Source organism: Planctomycetota bacterium, from assembly GCA_018242585.1.
Classification (GTDB): domain Bacteria; phylum Planctomycetota; class Planctomycetia; order Pirellulales; family PNKZ01; genus JAFEBQ01.
This window is the reverse complement of record JAFEBQ010000027.1, coordinates 141,932-159,829: the sequence shown is the minus strand read 5'-3', so window position 1 is coordinate 159,829 and position 17,898 is coordinate 141,932. Positions and strand designations below refer to the sequence as shown.

Below are 17,898 nucleotides of genomic sequence, written 5' to 3'. Positions count from 1 at the left end.
CAGAATTTCGCGACGGAGATCGTGGCAAGGTGCCAGGCGCTTTGTCGAACTGGGCGGCGTTCGCCCGCCGGGAGGCGACATGCCAAGATTGATTAGGCAAAAGGCGTTTTACGTATTTTGCTGGGTGGGCACCCTCATTTTTGGCGCGATGTCCTGGCCCTTTCTCAAGGGCACTGGGAGTACCATCGCAGCACAATCGTGGCAGGCCACTCCTTGTGTCATCACGCAGTTGAATGTCGAAACGAACTACAAGGGCAATTCGCGTTTGCGCGTCGAGTTCGAATATCAGGTCGGACAGCAGACCTATCGCTCGAAACGACGAGATTTTTTCGCCGACATGTTCACGAGCGAGCGTTGGATGCTCCGTGGCGACCTGGGGCCGGGCATGCAAGCCACCTGCTACGTCGATCCGGCCAAGCCGGAGAATGCGGTTCTCGATCGTGGTCTGGCTTGGCCGATGTTATTTGGCCTGATTCCCTTGATGTTCTTTGGACTCTTTGGCCTGTGTTCCCTCGCCAGTTTCTTCGTCTTGTACAGGCTGTTCCGAATGCGGCGTGCGGCATCGATGATTCTGTTTCTGGCGGCCGTCGCGACGCCCGGCGCGATCCGCGCTGAAGACGATGCCTTGCGCGGCCAATGCCGCGACGCGCTTAAGCGTGCTGCCACCTATTATCGCACCCGCGCGGCCAGCCACGGCGGCTACGTCTATTACTACAGCGAAGACTTCACGCAGCGTTGGGGCGAAGGCCGGGCCGACGCCGACACGATCTTTGTCCAGCCGCCGGGCACGCCGACCGTGGGGATGGCGTACCTGCGGGCGTATCAGGCGACATTTGACCAGTTTTATCGCGACGCCGCGCAAGAAGCGGCCGAGGCGCTGGTCAATGGCCAGTTGCAGTCCGGGGGCTGGACCCAGACGATTCATTTTGCGTCGGCAAAGCGGCTGGGCAAGTATCGCCATGGCCGCGGCGGCGACTGGAACGCCTCGACACTTGATGACGATCAGACGCAATCGGCGTTGCGGCTCTTGATGCACGTCGATCGCGCGCTCGGCTTCAAGCACGCGGCTATTCACGAGGCGGCTACGTATGGGCTCGACGCGTTGCTGAAGGCCCAATTTCCTAACGGCGCGTTCCCACAAGTCTGGACCGCGCCGGTCAAGCCGCAACCGATCCTCGCGGCCAAGTATCCCGATTACGACTGGCGAACCGAGGGGCGGCTGAAGAACTACTGGGACTACTACACGTTGAACGACGGCCTGGCTGGCACGGTGGCCGACGTGCTGATCGACGCCGACACAATCTATCAAGACGATCGTTACCGGGCAGCGCTGCGCAAGCTCGGCGACTTCCTACTGTTGGCCCAGATGCCCGAGCCGCAGCCCGCCTGGTGCCAGCAGTACAACTACGAGATGCAGCCCATCTGGGCGCGCAAGTTCGAACCGCCGGCGGTGACGGCCTGGGAAAGCCAGGACGTGCTCGAGACACTCATCAAGATTTCGCGGGTGCTGGAAGACAAGAAGTTTCTGGAACCGATTCCTCGCGCGCTCGCCTACCTGCGGAAGTGCGAATTGAAAGAGGGCCAGGTGGCGCGCTATTACGAGTTGAAGACCAACCGGCCGCTGTACATGAACTCGGCCTACGAGTTGACGCACGACGATCGCGACCTGCCGCCGCATTACGGCTGGAAACAGGTGTCGCGACTGAGCGAGATTGAACAGGCTTACCAGACCGCCAAAGATGGGGGCGCCGTCGCGGCAAAGCTAACGCCGGTGCGCGAGCGCGCCGAGCAGACGCTCAAGGAACTCGACGCCGAAGGGCGCTGGGTGTCGACATTCAACGGCGAACGACTGGTCGGCCAGCCGAAGTTCCAACCCGGTTTCAGGTACCTGTCGAGCGAAGCCTTTGCCCGCAATATCGAGGCGATTTGCGCGTGGCTGGAGACACTTCCGAATACTAAGTAAGCGCCGGCAGAGACGAAACACACCTCCCTTCCATGAAGGGGCTGGGGGAAGCTTGCGACGTTGCCTACCAACACAGGCGAGACTACTGTTCCGGCCGCCTGGAACTCAGGCGATGTAATTCAAGTTAGGGAAGGACGGTGCGTTCGTTCGCGGGTCAAAACTGCTTGTCGGCCACATCGCCCCGGGGCACAATGGAATGGTCTGCCGTCTTTGCCTGCCGCGCCGTCTCCCCTTCCCCTGCTGGTCATGCGCATGCTCGCCCCGTTGAGCCGCTGGCTTGGTTGCTTGCTCGCGCTCATTGTCTGCGCATTCGCTGCCACGGTTGGCGCTGCTGAGAGGCCCCCCAACAAGCTCGACTTTTCGGCCCAGGTTTTCCCGCTGCTCAAGCGATCGTGCTTCGAGTGTCATGGCCCCGAGAAGCAACTCGGCGGCCTGCGACTCGATCGGCGCGAAGACCTGCAACGCGGCGGCGACAGCGGCCCGACCCTCGTGGCGGGCAAGCCGGACGAAAGCGAAATCCTGGCCCGCGTCTCGCTACCGGCCGACGATCCGCAGCGAATGCCCAACCGGGGCGAACGATGGAACGCCGGCGAGATTGCCACGCTGCGGCGCTGGATCGCCGAAGGGGCCGTCTGGCCCGATCACGTCGCCGAGCAACAGCACTGGTCCTATGTCAAGCCAGTTCGCCCCGCGCCGCCGGCGTTCGACATTGCCGACACAAATCGCGCAAACAAGAACACCCACCCGATCGATCGCTTCGTTCGCGCACGGCTGGCCGAAGAGAAGCTGCCACCGTCCCCCGCGGCCGAACCGGCCGTCCTGGTGCGGCGCGTTTACTTGGACCTGATCGGCATACCTCCGTCGCCGGCCGAGGTCGCAAAGTACTTGAACGACACGCGCGCGGATCGTTACGCGCGGCTGGTCGACGATTTGCTCGCTCGACCCCAGTTCGGCGAGCGTTGGGCCCGGCCCTGGCTCGATCTGGCCCGCTATGCCGACTCGCACGGGTTTCAACGGGACGACCTGCGCGAAATCTGGGCCTATCGCGACTGGGTGATTCGCGCGCTGAACGCCGATATGCCGTTCGATCAGTTCACCATTCATCAGGTGGCGGGCGACCTGATCGACGGGGCCGACGACGCCTCGCGGATCGCCACCGGTTTTCACCGCAACGCGCCGACCAACGTCGAAGCCGGCAGCGATCCGGAAGAGACCCGAATCAATCAACTGATCGATCGCGTGAATACGACCGGCTATGTCTGGCTGGGGACGTCGCTCGAATGCGCCCAGTGCCACGACCACAAGTACGATCCCTTCACCATGCGCGACTACTACGGCTTGCTCGCGTTCTTCAACCAGACCGAAATCGAGGCCGACCGCAACAACCCCAAGGTGCCCGGCTCGATTCGGTTCCTGGGGCCGCGGATGAATCTGGCCGACGCCAAGGTCGACACCCAGCGAACCGAGCTGCGCCGCGAGCTAGCCTCGCTCGACAAAGAGTTGGATGGTCTGAAACAAGCCGCGCGCGAGAAACTTGACGAGCGCCTGGCGGCCCTCGCGGTCGAAGCCGGCAGCAAACCCGCCGAAGAGGTGATGCACGTCGACGATTTCGACTCGGCGGGCGGCGCGGCGCACAAGGTGTTGGACGATTGCTCGGTGCTGTTGGTGGACGACGCGCCGGACAAGGACACCTACACCGTCGTGGCGACGACCGATCTACCGAACGTGACGGCCATCCGGCTCGAAGCGCTGACCGATCCGTCGCTACCCGGCAACGGTCCCGGGCGCGGCGACGCCGAGCGGCCGAACTTCGTGCTGAACTCGTTCAAGGCGACAGCTGGCCCGACGAACGCCAAACCCGAAGGTGACAAGCCAGTGAAGTTCGCCGACGCCCAGGCTGATTTCTCGCAGACCAAGTACGACGTGGCCGGAGCGATCGACGACAACGAGCGATCGGCGTGGGCGATCAATCCCAAGTTCCACGAGCCTCACTGGGCCGAGTTCACGTTCGACAAGCCCGTGAGCAACGCGGGCGGGACGCGGTTCACGTTCACGATGGTGCAAAATTTCGGCAACGGCCGCACGATTGGTCGCTTGCGATTGGCGGCGCTGGCGGGCTCGAAGCGTGGCGGCGAGATGCCAGCCGACATCGCCAAGCTGGCGAAAGTCGATGCTAAGAGGCGGACCGCTCCCCAGACCGACAAGCTGGTCGATTACTTGGTCAGCCAGGAGCCGGCCGGACGCAAGTTGCTCGAGCGGCGGGCCGACGTCGATCGCCGCGTGAAGCTGCTGCCGCAGCCGACGACCCTGGTGATGAAAGAAGTCGGCCCAGCGCGCGAGAGCCACCTGTTCACGCGCGGCGATTTCCGCGCGCCGGGGGACAAGATCGAACCCGCCGCGCCGGCCGTGCTGCACCGGCTGCCCGAGGGGCCAAAGAACCGACTCACGCTGGCACGCTGGCTGGTCGATCGGGACAATCCCTTGGTCGCGCGAGTGACAGTCAATCGCTGGTGGGCCGAGTTGTTCGGTCGCGGCCTGGTCAGCACGGTCGAAGATTTCGGCATCAAGGGGGAACCGCCGTCTCATCGCGAGTTGCTCGACTGGCTGGCGGTCGAGTTCATGGAGTACGGCTGGTCGACCAAGCACGTGCTGCGGAGGATCGTCACGTCGGACACTTACCAGCAGCAGTCGTACCTGACACCCGAGTTGCAGGCCCGCGATGATCAGAACCGGTTGCTGGCACGCGGCCCACGGGTGCGGCTCGACGCCGAGGCGATTCGGGACAACGCCCTGGCGATCTCGGGCTTGTTGAGCCTGGCCGGTGGCGGCCCGCCGGTGCGGCCGTTTCAACCTGACGGGCTGTGGACCAAGATCGGCGGCGAAAAGATCGAGTACGTCGTCAGCCCCGGCGAGGCCAAGTACCGCCGCGGGGTTTACGTCGTCTGGAAGCGCGGCGCGCCGTACCCCAGCTTTGTCAATTTCGACGCCACGGCCCGATTGGCCTGCACCGTCAAGCGGTCGCGCAGCAACACGCCGCTCCAGGCGCTCACGCTGTTGAACGACCCGGTCTATGTCGAAGCGGCCGAGGCACTGGCCCGCCGCGTGATCCGCGAGCGGCCAAGCGCCGGTGTCGACGCGCGGCTCGTCTTTGCCTTTCGATTGTGCGTGGCCCGCGCGCCGAGCGTGGCCGAAGCGGCGATCATGCGCCGGTTGTACGACGATCAGTTGCGCACACCGGCCAGTGACGACACCAAGCCGCCGGTAAAACTGACGGCCCAAGAATGGGCCGCCTGGCGCGCCGTGGCTACGGCGCTACTGAATCTGGACGAGACGATTACCAAGGGGTAGTTGCAGCGAAAACAATGGGTTCGGGTGCCATGCTCAAACTTCTTGTTTGAGCATGCGAACCTGTTATCCAAGAAGATGAAAGAGAAGGTCGACCACGACGGCACAACGGACACGACGTAAAACCGACCTGTCCGACGTCGTGACCGTCGTGCCGTCGTGGTTGAATCTGCCTTTTTTGAACTGTTGAATGATTTCAAGTTGCCTCGCGTTCTTGACAAGACTCGCGATATGAAACCTGGCGAATTATCAATGCCGGCTGAATCGATCAATCACGTCGCGCGGCGCGCGTTCTTGCAACGGTGCGGGTTGAACCTGGGGGGCTGGGCGCTCGGGACGTTGTTGGCGGGCGAGGCGATGGGGGCGACGCCGGCGGCCGCGTCGAACGATCCGCTCGCCGCGCGCAAGCCCCACTTCACGCCTCGGGCGAAGCGCGTGATCTATCTGCACATGATCGGCGCGCCGTCGCAGCTCGATCTGTTCGAGCCCAAGCCCGAGTTGGTCAAACGGGACGGCGAGGTCTGCCCCGAGGAACTGTTGAAAGGTCGCCGGTTCGCGTTCATCGGCGGGCAAATGACGCTGGCCGGCTCGCAATTCAAGTTTCAGCAGCACGGCCAGGCCGGCCACACGCTGAGCGAGTTGCTGCCGAACCTGGCCGGCGAGGCGGACAACCTGGCGTTCGTTCACTCGCTGCACACCGAGGAAATCAATCACGCCCCGGCCCAGATGTTCCTGCACACCGGCTTTGGCCGCGGCGGGCGGCCGAGCTTTGGCTCGTGGGTCACCTATGGACTGGGGAGCGAGAACGCCGATCTGCCGGCCTATGTCGTGCTGGTCAGCGGGCCGACCGGCGGCGCTGGCACGTCGATGTGGTCGTCGGGCTTTTTGCCTAGCGTCTATCAAGGGATTCAGTTCCGATCGACCGGCGACGCGGTGTTGTTCCTGTCGAATGCCGAAGGGGTGACGCGCGAAGATCGCGGCCGCGTGATTGGCGCGATCAACCAGTTGAATCAACTGCAACTCGACAAGGTCGGCGACGGCGAGATCGCCACGCGAATTCGCCAGTACGAAATGGCGTTTCGCATGCAGATGAGCGTGCCCGAGCTGGTGGAGATTGGCCAGGAATCGCCGACGACCTTGGCCGACTATGGGGCCGAGCCGGGCAAGGCGTCGTTCGCGAACAATTGCCTGCTGGCGCGGCGGCTGATTGAGCGGGGCGTGCGGCTGGTCGAGCTGTACGACAGCGATTGGGACCATCACGCCAACCTGGCCAACGCCTTGCCGGCCAAGTGCAAGAACGTCGATCGGCCGATGGCGGCGCTGATTCGCGATCTGAAACAGCGTGGGCTGCTGGACGATACGCTGGTCATCTGGGCCAGCGAGTTCGGTCGCACGCCGCTGCGGCAAGGAATCTCGGGCGACGGCGCCGCGACCAAGCCGGGGCGCGATCATCACAAGGACGCCTACACCGCCTGGCTGTGCGGCGGCGGAATCAAGCCGGGCGTTTCGTTCGGCAAGACCGACGAGTTCGGCTTCAGCGTGGCCGAGCAAGGAGTACACGTCCACGACCTGAACGCGACGGTACTGCACCTGCTGGGCATCGATCACGAACGATTGACGTACAAGTACCAGGGTCGCGAGTTCCGCCTGACCGATGTGGCGGGCCGAGTGGTGCGCGAACTGCTTGCATGAGAGGGATTAACCACGGAGCGGACACAGAGGAAGACACGGAGAGGTCAAGGAAAAGGAGGAGCAGAAAAGGCGTTGAATGTCGCATCGCGGCTTAGCCGAATGGCCATAGACCCACGCGCTGTCCTTTTCTACTCATTATTCAGCACTCATCACTCATCATTTCCTCCGTTGTGTCGTCGTGGTTGGTCTGCTCCGAATGAATCGCGACGCACCCAGCCTCTCTCCGAAATGCCATGAATCGGGTATGATCCAGGCTTTTGTCCCAGGCCTGTTGCGCCCGTCCCCATGTCGCTTCTCTTAAGTGGTCAATCGCTGAGCAAGTCGTTTGGCGGCGGGCCGTTGTTCGACGCCATCTCGCTCGACGTCTTCGCGGAAGAACGCCTGGGGCTGATCGGCCCCAACGGGTCGGGCAAGTCGACGCTCTTGAAGATGCTGGCTGGCCAGATCGAGCCCGACAGCGGCCGCACCAGCCGCCGCAAGGGACTCCGCGTCGGTTACCTCCCCCAGGTCGATGAATTCCCGACCGGGGCCACAGTCGAGCAGGTGATCGAAGCCGCCCTGGCCGAGCAGTTCCACGAGGAGCACGAGCGGCACACCCAGGCGGGCATCGCGCTGGGCAAGTTCGGCTTCGAGGACCGCACGGCCTTGGCCGATTCGCTGTCGGGCGGGTGGCGCAAGCGGCTGGCGCTGGCCCGCGAGCTGGTGCAACAGCCCGAGGTGTTGCTGCTCGACGAGCCGACCAATCATCTGGACCTCAACGGGATTCTGTGGCTCGAAAGGATTCTGCAGAACGCGCCGTTCGCGTTCGTCGTGGTCAGCCACGATCGTTACCTGCTCGAAAACGTCACCAACCGCGTGGTCGAGTTGAACCGGGCGTATCCGCAAGGCTACTTTCGCATGGCCGGGAACTATAGCGAGTTCCTGGTCAAGCGCGAGGAGTTCCTCACGAGCCAGCAGCGGCAGCAAGAAGCCCTGGCCAATCTGGTGCGGCGCGAGATCGAATGGCTCCGCCGCGGTCCGCCGGCCCGGACGACCAAGAGCCAGTCGCGCATCGACCGGGCCGGGCAGATGATGACCAATCTGAAAGCGCTCGGCGAGCGGAACGCCCATTCACGCAAGATCGACATCGACTTCACCGACACGGGGCGCGTGGCCAACAAGCTGCTCACGGTCGAGAACCTGTCCTATGCTTACGGCGATCGCGTGTTGTTCCGCGACGTCAGCTTCACGCTCGCGCCAGGGGACCGATTGGGTCTGCTGGGCGCGAATGGCAGCGGCAAGACCACGCTGATGAAGCTGGTGACCGGACAGTTGGCCCCGCAGTCGGGCACGATCAAACAGGCCAAGAATCTGTCGGTCGTCTGGTTCAATCAGAACCGCGACCAGCTCGATCGCGAGCAGACGCTGCGCCAGGCCCTGGCCCCGCAAGGGGACACCGTCAAGTTCCGCGACAACTCGGTCCACGTCACGGCCTGGGCCAAGCGATTCCTGTTCCGCGAAGAGCAACTGCTCACGCCCGTCGGTAAGCTTTCCGGCGGCGAGCAGGCGCGAATCCTGATCGCGCGGCTGATGTTGCAGCCGGCCGATATCTTGCTGCTGGACGAGCCGACGAATGATCTCGATATTCCGTCGCTCGATGTGTTGGAAGAGGGCCTGTCGCAGTTTCCCGGCGCGATCGTACTGATCACGCACGATCGGTACCTGCTCGATCGGCTGTCGACGATGGTGCTGGGGCTCGATGGTCGCGGCGGCGGGCAGGTTTACGCCGACTACCGGCAATGCCTGGCCGCCCAGGCCGAGGCCGCCGCCGAAGCCGAACAGGAAGCGACCAAAAAGGCCAAGAAACCGGCCCCCCAGCCCGCGACTAAAGCGGTCAAGTTGAACTATCAACAGCAAAAAGAGCTGGACCAAATCCAAGATCGGATCGCCGCGGCCGAAGCACGGGTAGCGGCCTTGCACGACGAAGTAGCTGTCGTGGCGGCCGGGGCGGACTATAAACTACTGACCGTGAAGAGCAGCGAACTGAACGAAGCCACCGCCGCCGTCGAGACGCTGTACGCACGCTGGGAAGAGCTGGAAACGCTACGAGCGGGTAAGTAAGCGTGAGCTTTTGAGCTGCTAAAAGGTCAAGAAAGAGATCATGGCCATTCAACTTGACTTCTCCGGCAAAACGGTCGTGGTCATCGGCGGGACCAGCGGGATCAACCGCGGGATTGCCGATGCCTTCGCCCGGCATGGCGCGCAGTTGGCCGTGTGCAGCCGGCGGCAAGAGAAAGTTGACGACACGGTGCGCGCGCTCACCGCCCTGGACGCTCGGGCCGTGGGCTTCACGGCCGACGTGCGCGAGTTTGATCAGCTCGATGCCGGCCTGGCCCGTGTGTACGAGCAACTCGGCGACTTCGACGTGGTCGTCTCGGGCGCGGCGGGCAACTTTCCGGCCTTGGCCAAGGATCTTTCGCCCAACGGCTTTCGCTCGGTCGTCGATATCGACCTGCGCGGCACGTTCCACGCGATGAAGGCGATCTACCCGCGGTTGCGCAAGCCGGGGGCCAGCGTGATCAATATCTCGGCGCCCCAGGCCGCGCTGCCGATGAAGGCCCAGTCGCACGTCTGTGCCGCCAAGGCGGGCGTCGATATGATCACGCGCACGCTCGCGCTCGAATGGGGCGCTGAAGGCGTGCGGATCAATTCGGTCATGCCCGGGCCGATCGACCAGACCGAAGGTATGGCCCGGCTGGCCCCCGACGAGTTCGCCCGACAAAAGGTCGCCGAGAGCGTGCCACTGGGTCGGATGGGGCTGCCCGTCGATGTGGCCAACGTCTGCTTGTTCCTGGCCTCGGAGCTAGCGGGCTTTGTCACCGGGGCGGTCATTCCGGCCGACGGAGGCTGGTCGCAGAACAATTGTGGCGGCCTGGGGGAATACCTGGCCGCCTTGGCCGAACTAAGTGCCGTCGAGCGGCGTAGAGAGTCTGCACGGAACGCTTAAATCACGGAGAGAGCCGTATGCACCTCAAATCCTGGCTCGAACGCGCGGTCGTGCGCGCGCCCATTCTGAGCTTCGCCCTCGCGCTGGTCATCTCCACCTCCTCGGCGGCCGAGCCGGCCCCCAATGCCCCCTCGGTCGGGCGCGAACCCGCCCCCGGCGACGAGCCCCCCACGGGGCGCGACGAAGCCGAGACCGAGCGATTCTTCAAGCGGTGGAGCAAGTCCACCATGGGGGGCATTCAACTGTGGGACGACGAGCTCATCTTCCGTGAATATCGCATTCAACGCCACTCGCTGACCGGGCACTGTCGGCTCTTGGATAAGAAGGAAACGCGGCTGACCTGGGGCACGTTTGAGACGTGCGCCGCGGAACTCGAGAAGATCAAGCGCGACAAGAAGCTGGTGCCCATGACGGGCCGCGTGGTGATTGTGCTGCACGGCCTGGGTGGCTGGCGCGCCAAGATGGAACCGTTGTGTGAGTACCTGAACCAGCAAGGATTCCAGACAGTGAACGTCGGCTACGCCAGTACGCGTGGCAGTCTGGCCGAGCATGCCCAGTCGCTGGCCCGCGTGATCAGCCACCTGGACCAGGTCAGCGAGATCGACTTCGTCGGGCACAGCATGGGCAACCTGATCATTCGCCATTATTTGGCCGACAATGACAACCCGTCGATTGGGCGCACACCCGACAAGCGAATCAAGCGGTTCGTCATGCTCGCGCCGCCGAACCATGGCGCCGAACTGGCCACGGAACTAGGAACCTACAAGCTGTTCGAGCTGGTGCTCGGGGACGCGGCCGTGGAACTTGGTCCGAAGTGGGGCGAAGTCGAGCGGCACCTGGCCACGCCGAAGTGCGAGTTCGGCATCATCGCCGGCGGACTGGGCGACCAACGCGGCTACAATTCGCACCTTGACGGCGACGACGACTTTGTGCTTACCGTGGCGACGACGCGGCTTGATGGGGCCGCCGACTTTACGGTGGTGCCGGTGCTGCACCCCTTGACGATGAACGATCGCCGGGTGCAGGAAGACACCGTGCGGTTCCTGAAAGACGGATACTTCATCGCCGCCGACCAGCGCCACCCGTTGCCCGAAGCTAAGTAATCGCACCGAGCCTTTAAGCGAGCGCGCATCGGGTGGCCCAGGTGCTTGCACCTGGGCGGCCGAAGGCCGCAAGAAACCTCGGGCGACGCGCTCCCTAGATAACAAGCGTCAATGGTCAAGCATTCGGCGCTCATCAAGTTTCTTGTTGCTGCGCAACCCCGATTGCGTGGCAATCGAGGCCACCCGACCTAGGCGGCGTGTGGCGGGTTCGTCTCAGCGCGCGTCATCAGCCGCGGCGGTGAGGACCATTTCGACCTTGTAGCCAGCCCCCAGTTGCACGCCGACACAGGCCCGCACCGGGGCGTGCCCCGCCGGAACCCAGGCGTCCCACAACTCGTTCAGCGCGGGCGCGTCGGCCAGATCGGCCAGGTAGATGATCACCTGCAGTAATCGCGTGCGATCGGCCGAAAGGCTGGCGAGCGTGGCGTCGATTTGCGTCAAGACTTGCGCGATCTGCCCGCGGGCGTCGAGCGCCGGCGACTCGGCCACCTCAACCCAGCGGGCGGTTCCCTGGTGAATGACAATTTCCGACCAGCGCGGGCCAGCGCCGATACGCTTGATTTGGTTCATGGCATGAAATCGTGTGTTATGGAAAAATAAGCACCATCGGGTAGCCTGGACAACTTGTTGTCCAGGTCGCGCAAGCGACAAGAGGAGTCGGGGCAACGGTCGCGCGCCTTGCGGCTCAGCCCATTTCCCTCTTGTTGCTGCGCAACCCCGACAACAAGTTGTCGGGGCTACCCCCGTTTGATCAGAACCTCCATTGTGGCGGCCAAATGCGGGCAATCAATGGCGCAGGAAGCCGCTTCCAGCGCGCTCGTCCACAAGCCACAATGGCGGGCTGACAGTTCCGCCGGCCCCACTTGCGATGGAAACGCTTGGCCAATCACGGAGACACTGCGACACGGTGGTTGGCACGGAGTTGGCGGAGGACAGGTGAGTAGAGGGGGTATTGCTGTTGCGCGTGGCGTTAATCATTGCGACGTTGGTTACATCGTGGCTCGGCATGCAGGCGGTGCATGAGGCCGGGCATTGCCTGGGGGCGTGGCTCACCGGCGGCAGCGTGGCCCGTGTGGTGCTAACTCCGTGGACGTTTTCGCGGACTGATCTGGCGAGCAATCCGCGTCCGCTCGCCGTGGCCTGGGCGGGACCGATTGTCGGGGGCACGATGCCTGCGTTGTTCTGGGGCGCTGCGGCGCTGGCGCGAGCGGCCGAGGCGTTCGTCTTGCGCTTCTTTGCCGGCTTCTGTTTGTTGGCGAACGGGCTGTATCTGGGGCTGGGCTCGTTCGATCGGGTCGGCGATTGCGGCGAAATCATCCGTCACGGCGGGCCGCTTTGGTCCCTCTGGCTGTTCGGCATCGCGGCCGTGCCGCCGGGCCTCTGGCTCTGGCACCGACAAGGTCGCTACTTCGGCCTCGGCCAACAACGCGAACCGATCAAGCCATGCGTCGTTTACTCAACGACTGCGGCAAGCGTGGCGTTGCTCGCCCTCGCGCTCAGTATCGGCGGCGAATAGAGAACTTTCGCCCTCTTCTCCCCATCCCCTCAGCGCATTTCTCCACAAACTCCGTGCAAACCTCCGTGTCACCGTGCCTTGTGGTTAATCTTTCTTAGTGACGGCGACCATCGGGGCGACGATGCGTGATGCGTGCTGGCGATTGTGATGGACCGCGTTGACGGCTACGACTTGTTCGCTGGGCGGGTCAATGGTCAGAGGCAGCCCGGTGTTGGGGTTGGGCTCGAAGAACGGCGCGCCGGTGCTGGCCACGGTGACGCGAATGCGGTGGCCGCGGTTGAACACCTGGCTGATCCAACCGATGTCGAAGTTCAGCGGCACGATCTCGCCCGGCTTCAGCAAGGCTTCATGGTCGTACCCTTCGCGATACCGGGCGCGGCGGACATAGTCGACCAGCAACATCGACCGGCCGTCGGGGTACACGTCGCAAACGCGGACGATAAAGTCGGTGTCGCGGGCGGATGAGGAGACTTGCAACTCGGCCCGCACCAGCCCGGTCCATTCGACCGGCTGCTCCAATACCTCAGTCGTAAAGGTGCGGACTTCACTCTGGCGTTCAAAAGCCCGGGCGTCGCGCGCTCCCGGGAAGGCCCGGCCGGGAATCTCGTTGGGATGCACGGGATCGGCGCGGAACTCGGTCTTCCCCTCGCCGCTGGTCGGCGCGCCGAGCGACAATTGCTCACCCGCAGCCAGATAATACGGCGTGTCCTTGGCCGCGACTGGCCAATCATCGGCCGTGCGCCAGACGTTGCCCGGCGCGTTGGCTTCGCCCAGCGCTCCCATCGTGTAGTAGCGCACGGTCGGCTCGCGCTCGACGCCGTTGTCGATCCCTTTCAGGTAATGATCGAACCAGCGGACGAGGTGATCTTCCATCGCGAACCGCGCGCGCTCGGGAAAGGTCATCTCGCCCGCGACGTTCGTATCTTTGTAGCGACCATGCAGCCACGGGCCGATCAACAGTTGTTGCTGACCCCGCCCACCTGGGCCGCCGTGTTGCCGCCGGCCGCGATAGCTTTCGATCGAGCCGATGCACATAAAGTCGAACCAACTGCCGACCGTGAAGCACGGGACGTTCATCTTGTCGAAATGCAAGGCACAGTTTTCGGCCGCCCAATAGTCGTCGTAGTTGGGATGCCGATACCATTCGTCGAGCAGGCGGCGATTGTCGTCCGGATTGCGACACAGCTTGCCTGCTTCGAGGAACCGCTGGGGCCGCGTGATGCCGCCGATGCGATAGCCTTCATGGAACAAGCTGAGTCCGGTATCGATCATGTACTGGGCCACCAAGTGGGGCGGCCGCGTGACCGCCAGGAAGTTCTGCACGAAGCCCCCTTGCGAGCTGCCGAAGGTTCCCACCTTGCCGGTCGACCAGGGCTGCACGGCCAGCCACTCGCAAATGTCGTAGCCGTCTTTTTGCTCTCCCCAGCCCAGCGCGCGATAGCCGACCCAAGTTCCTTCCGAAAGGTGCGTGCCACGAAAGTTGACGACAGCCACTGCGTAGCCGCGCGCGGCCAGCGCGGCAAAGCTGGCCCGCGTGGTCTTGGCCGAGACATCGGCGTAGCGCTGTTCAAAGATCACCGGCCAGGGCCCCTCGCCGCGCGGCAAGTAGACATAGGCCGACAACCGCACGCCGTCGCGCATGGGAATCATGACCTGCTGTTCGCGCACGCTGTCGAGGACAACCTGTGGATCGGGCCTTTTGGCCTGGGCTAATGAAACTTTGGCCATGCCGGCCAACAGCAAAACAAACGCAGTCAAAGTCACAAGCAGCAATCGAGGCATGACAATGCTCACTAATGTGGATCAAAACCGTGGGTGAGTTGAGCTGGCAGGTAGCTCGGCAAGAGCGATTATCATAAACTGTTCGCGGTGAACTTGCTCGCGCTGTTTGGAGGAGAGGCTGCTCGTGGTTGCCGATCGAACGCACGACGGGCTGGCTATTGGCGTGGCCGGCTTGCAAAAAACCTATCGCAGCGGGCTGTTCGGCGGCTGCCGGGTCGAAGCCCTCAGAGGGGTCACCTTCCGCGTCGAGCGGGGTGAGATATTCGGGCTGCTGGGGCCGAACGGCGCCGGCAAGACGACGCTGATCAAGATTCTGCTGGGGATCGTCCGCCGCACGCACGGCGAAGCGACGCTCTTGGGCCACGCGGCCGGCGATCGAAATGGCCGCATTCGTGTCGGCTATCTGCCCGAGAATCATCGCATCCCGCGGCATCACACGGGCAACTCGGCACTGTTCTATTACGGCGGTCTGAGTGGCTTGTCGCGCGGCGAGGTCCGCCGCCGCGCGCCGGCGTTGCTCGACAAGGTCGGCCTCGGCAAATGGGGCACGACGAACGTCGGCAGCTACTCGAAAGGGATGCTGCAGCGGTTGGGGCTGGCCCAGGCGATGTTGCACGAGCCCGAGTTGCTGATCCTGGACGAGCCGACCGACGGGGTCGATCCGGTCGGGCGCTCCGAGATGCGCGAAGTGCTGCGCGACCTCAAGCAGCAAGGCAAGACGATCTTCCTGAACAGCCACCTGCTGCAAGAGATCGAACTGGTCTGCGACCGGGTGGCGATCCTCGACCACGGGCTGGTGCTGCGCGAAGGCCCCGTGGCCGAGATCAAGCACACGACCGGCGTGGCCATGCAAGCGTCGAGCGAGTTACGGTTCAGCCTGGTGGCCAGCGAGCTGGCGGCGCGCGAGGCGCTGCAAGGATTCGAGTTCGGCCCGTTGCAAATCACCGCCGAGGGGCAGGTGCAAGTGACCGTCCGCGCCGCGGACCAGGGGACGGTCGATCGCTGCCTGGATCAGCTGCGCCAGCGCGGCATCAGCGTGGTCGAAATGTCCCGTCGCCGCCTGACCTTGGAAGAAGCGTTCCTGAATATTGTACAGGCGACCGCCGCCGAGTGACTTTGACCACCCTGATACGGCAAGCATCGCGACGCCCCCAACGCACCGACTGAATCGACACCATGCGACCTTACCTGGCAATCTTGCGTGACTCTTTCGACGAGGCCCTGGCATCGCGCGTGCTTTGGATTTCGATCATCCTGTCGACGCTGTTGCTGCTGGTCATTGCGCCGGCCGGCGTGACCGAGCACATGGCCTCACGGTTCGACGACGAAAGCTTTCTCAACCCCTCCGCCTTTGCCCAGCGACTGGTCGACGCCGGGAAAAAAGAGACGCGTTCGCCAGCCAAGCGTATTTACGATTTAGCCAGCAACAGCACGAAAGAACAACTTGAGAAGGCCGAAGCGGGGGCCGGCAAGTTGCCCGAGCAGCTTCGCTTGCGCCGCGCCCTGGTTGCCGAGCTCAATGGCTTGATCACCAAGGTGGACTTGTACAACCAGGACGATTGGCGAGGCATTCCGTTGCGTCCCGAGGCCCGGTCGCTGCTTGGCGAAGGTCTCGACAAGCTCTCGGCCGAACGGTTGGCGCGGTTCAATCGCCTGGCGATTGACGCGGCGTTCCCTGCCGACCTGCGCGCGGTCGGCGCGCATCAAATGCAGTTTTATTGGGCCATCTGGGAGTCACGGCCTTTCCCCATGGAACGGAAAGACCTGCATTTGCAGTTGACGAGCACGCTACAGATCGTGATGGGCTTCTTTCTGGGCGTGCTCGGCATCCTGGCGGCGATTCTGGTCACCTCGCCAATTATTCCGCACACGTTTGAGCCCGGGGCCATCGACCTGCTGTTCAGCAAGCCGGTGGCGCGGACGCTGGTGCTGTTGACTAAATTCCTGGGGGGCTGTGCCTTCATCTTGGTGCTCGTGGCCTGGATGGTCGGGGGACTGTGGCTGATTCTCGGCTTTCGTTTCGGTCTTTGGCACCATCGGCTGTTGCTCTGCATTCCGCTCTACATGTTTCTGTTCGCCATTTACTACGCCGTGTCAGCGCTGGCTGGCGTGATCTGGCGGAACGCGATCGTTTCGGTCGTGCTCACCGTGTTGTTTTGGGGTGTCTGTTGGCTGGTCGGCACGGCTAAGACAACCACCGAAACGCTGTCGATCAATCCACAGCGGATTGTGAAGCTGATCTCCGCGGGCGACACGCTGTTGGCGGTGACCGAAGGGGGCACGGTGCGGCGTTGGGATGCGTCGAAGGGCGATTGGAATGACGTCTTCGAGGGAAGCCAAGACATGGGGCCGGCGTTTGCGCTCGGCTTGTTCAACGGCATGATCGGCCCGATCTACGATCGTACCGGCAACCGCATTTTCGCCATCGACAATCCGCTGCAGCAGTTCGGCCCGCTGTCGAACAAGACGCCGTTGTTGATCGGCAAGCCCGCGGGTGACTGGCGGCGCGAGCGCGGCCCCACGGTTCCGACCGGTCCCGAAGCGCTGCTGCTCGACAACGAAGGATCGCTGCTCGTGGTGACGCCGTTGGCAGTCTATCGCTGGGATGGCAGCATCGACGACAAATCGCCGCCGGCCAAGGTGCTGGGCTTTGATGTCCCCTTCACGTCGGGCTCGCACTTTGCCGAGGCCAGCGTCCGGCTATCGATGACGTCGCCGTTGAGCGCCGCGTTGAATCCGGCGAACAATGAGATCGCGCTGTTCGACGGGCGACGATTCGTGATCCTCGAACGGGATGCCAAGCAAAAGTATCGGGTGCGGGTCGAGACCATCATCGAGGACGAAACGCAAGGCATCGTGACCTACGCCGGCAAGACGTTGGCCCTGGCGCTCGACTATGGCCGGATCGCGTTTTATGACCCGGCCGACTTGAAGGAAAAGATGACCGTCGCGCTCAGCCGTACCAACACGCCGCGCTATCTGAACGCGTCGCCCGATGGCCGCTGGCTGTCGGGCGTGTTTCATGACGGTCGGCTTTGGCTGTACGACACCACGGCCTCGGCCGAACGCGTGCCCAGCGGCATCAATATCGGTGACGTCTCGGCTGCCGCGTTCGTTGACAACGACCAGTTGCTGGTGGCCGACCAGGGGACGCGAATCTCAGAAGTCGCGATCGAAGGGCTGACTGTCACCAACCGCCGGCAAGGGCCGCTGTCGCTGGTGAGCAAGGCTTACTATTACGTCGTCAAGCCGATCTACACCGTTTGTCCCAAGCCGTCGGAACTCGACAACCTGGTTCACTATGCTTTGACGGGTCAGACGAGCGTGGCGATGGGCAACCGGCGCGGCCTCGACGCCGGACGCTTGAAGGTCGACATTTGGCAACCGCTGTGGAGTAATCTGGCGTTTCTGAGCGTGATGCTCGCGCTGGGGTCGATCTATGTGGCGCGGAAAGATTTCTGATGTGATTGGATTTAACCCTTCTCCACCGGGGAGAAGGTGGTGAGCGCAG

11 protein-coding genes are annotated in these 17,898 nt (G+C 63.3%); 9 read left to right on the top strand and 2 right to left on the bottom strand.

Annotation, left to right across the window (positions count from 1 at the left end; translation table 11 throughout):
* The first annotated feature begins 148 nt into the window (after nucleotides 1-148).
* The 6 genes from JSS27_14190 (at nucleotide 149) to JSS27_14165 (ending at nucleotide 11,089) form a co-directional block, all read left to right on the top strand.
* Nucleotides 149-1,963, top strand: a complete 1,815-nt coding sequence (locus JSS27_14190; GenBank protein ID MBS0210094.1) for a DUF3592 domain-containing protein — start codon at nucleotides 149-151, stop codon at nucleotides 1,961-1,963.
* 246 nt (nucleotides 1,964-2,209) lie between these two features.
* Entirely contained in the window at nucleotides 2,210-5,311 is a 3,102-nt protein-coding gene (locus tag JSS27_14185; GenBank protein ID MBS0210093.1) for a PSD1 domain-containing protein, read from the top strand.
* A gap of 249 nt (nucleotides 5,312-5,560) precedes the next feature.
* Nucleotides 5,561-7,000 (top strand): DUF1501 domain-containing protein, encoded by a 1,440-nt coding sequence (locus JSS27_14180; GenBank protein ID MBS0210092.1) that lies wholly within the window; start codon nucleotides 5,561-5,563, stop codon nucleotides 6,998-7,000.
* A gap of 285 nt (nucleotides 7,001-7,285) precedes the next feature.
* Nucleotides 7,286-9,100 (top strand): ABC-F family ATP-binding cassette domain-containing protein, encoded by a 1,815-nt coding sequence (locus JSS27_14175; GenBank protein MBS0210091.1) that lies wholly within the window; start codon nucleotides 7,286-7,288, stop codon nucleotides 9,098-9,100.
* A 40-nt stretch (nucleotides 9,101-9,140) separates the two neighbouring features.
* Complete coding sequence (locus tag JSS27_14170; GenBank protein MBS0210090.1) at nucleotides 9,141-9,986, top strand: SDR family oxidoreductase; 846 nt, start codon at nucleotides 9,141-9,143, stop codon at nucleotides 9,984-9,986.
* Between the two features lie 17 nt (nucleotides 9,987-10,003).
* Nucleotides 10,004-11,089: an alpha/beta fold hydrolase gene (locus JSS27_14165; protein ID MBS0210089.1), complete on the top strand. Its 1,086-nt coding sequence runs from the start codon at nucleotides 10,004-10,006 to the stop codon at nucleotides 11,087-11,089.
* A gap of 213 nt (nucleotides 11,090-11,302) precedes the next feature.
* Here the strand turns inward: JSS27_14165 and JSS27_14160 are convergent, their stop codons facing one another.
* Entirely contained in the window at nucleotides 11,303-11,659 is a 357-nt protein-coding gene (locus JSS27_14160; protein MBS0210088.1) for a RidA family protein, read from the bottom strand.
* 436 nt (nucleotides 11,660-12,095) lie between these two features.
* Between JSS27_14160 and JSS27_14155 the strand changes: the two genes are divergently transcribed.
* The gene (locus tag JSS27_14155; GenBank protein ID MBS0210087.1) at nucleotides 12,096-12,605 is read left to right on the top strand and encodes a M50 family metallopeptidase; all 510 of its coding nucleotides are present in this window, start codon (nucleotides 12,096-12,098) and stop codon (nucleotides 12,603-12,605) included.
* A gap of 84 nt (nucleotides 12,606-12,689) precedes the next feature.
* On the opposite strand, the gene JSS27_14150 is transcribed toward JSS27_14155, so the two are convergent.
* Nucleotides 12,690-14,387: a CocE/NonD family hydrolase gene (locus JSS27_14150; protein ID MBS0210086.1), complete on the bottom strand. Its 1,698-nt coding sequence runs from the start codon at nucleotides 14,385-14,387 to the stop codon at nucleotides 12,690-12,692.
* Between the two features lie 172 nt (nucleotides 14,388-14,559).
* On the opposite strand from JSS27_14150, the gene JSS27_14145 reads away from it, so the two are divergent.
* Nucleotides 14,560-15,501 carry an ABC transporter ATP-binding protein gene (locus tag JSS27_14145; GenBank protein ID MBS0210085.1) on the top strand — a complete coding sequence of 314 codons (942 nt, stop codon included), beginning with the start codon at nucleotides 14,560-14,562 and terminating at the stop codon, nucleotides 15,499-15,501.
* A gap of 62 nt (nucleotides 15,502-15,563) precedes the next feature.
* Nucleotides 15,564-17,849, top strand: coding sequence for an ABC transporter permease (locus JSS27_14140; GenBank protein MBS0210084.1), 2,286 nt, complete (start codon nucleotides 15,564-15,566; stop codon nucleotides 17,847-17,849).
* Nucleotides 17,850-17,898 lie beyond the last annotated feature (49 nt).

What these genes read in the sequence shown, in the direction of transcription:
- JSS27_14190 (MBS0210094.1), top strand. Translation starts at nt 149, where the DNA reads ATGTCCTGGCCCTTTCTCAAGGGCACTGGGAGTACCATCGCAGCACAA.
- JSS27_14185 (MBS0210093.1), top strand. Translation starts at nt 2,210, where the DNA reads ATGCGCATGCTCGCCCCGTTGAGCCGCTGGCTTGGTTGCTTGCTCGCG.
- JSS27_14180 (MBS0210092.1), top strand. Translation starts at nt 5,561, where the DNA reads ATGCCGGCTGAATCGATCAATCACGTCGCGCGGCGCGCGTTCTTGCAA.
- JSS27_14175 (MBS0210091.1), top strand. Translation starts at nt 7,286, where the DNA reads ATGTCGCTTCTCTTAAGTGGTCAATCGCTGAGCAAGTCGTTTGGCGGC.
- JSS27_14170 (MBS0210090.1), top strand. Translation starts at nt 9,141, where the DNA reads ATGGCCATTCAACTTGACTTCTCCGGCAAAACGGTCGTGGTCATCGGC.
- JSS27_14165 (MBS0210089.1), top strand. Translation starts at nt 10,004, where the DNA reads ATGCACCTCAAATCCTGGCTCGAACGCGCGGTCGTGCGCGCGCCCATT.
- JSS27_14160 (MBS0210088.1), bottom strand. Translation starts at nt 11,659, where the DNA reads ATGAACCAAATCAAGCGTATCGGCGCTGGCCCGCGCTGGTCGGAAATT.
- JSS27_14155 (MBS0210087.1), top strand. Translation starts at nt 12,096, where the DNA reads ATGCAGGCGGTGCATGAGGCCGGGCATTGCCTGGGGGCGTGGCTCACC.
- JSS27_14150 (MBS0210086.1), bottom strand. Translation starts at nt 14,387, where the DNA reads ATGCCTCGATTGCTGCTTGTGACTTTGACTGCGTTTGTTTTGCTGTTG.
- JSS27_14140 (MBS0210084.1), top strand. Translation starts at nt 15,564, where the DNA reads ATGCGACCTTACCTGGCAATCTTGCGTGACTCTTTCGACGAGGCCCTG.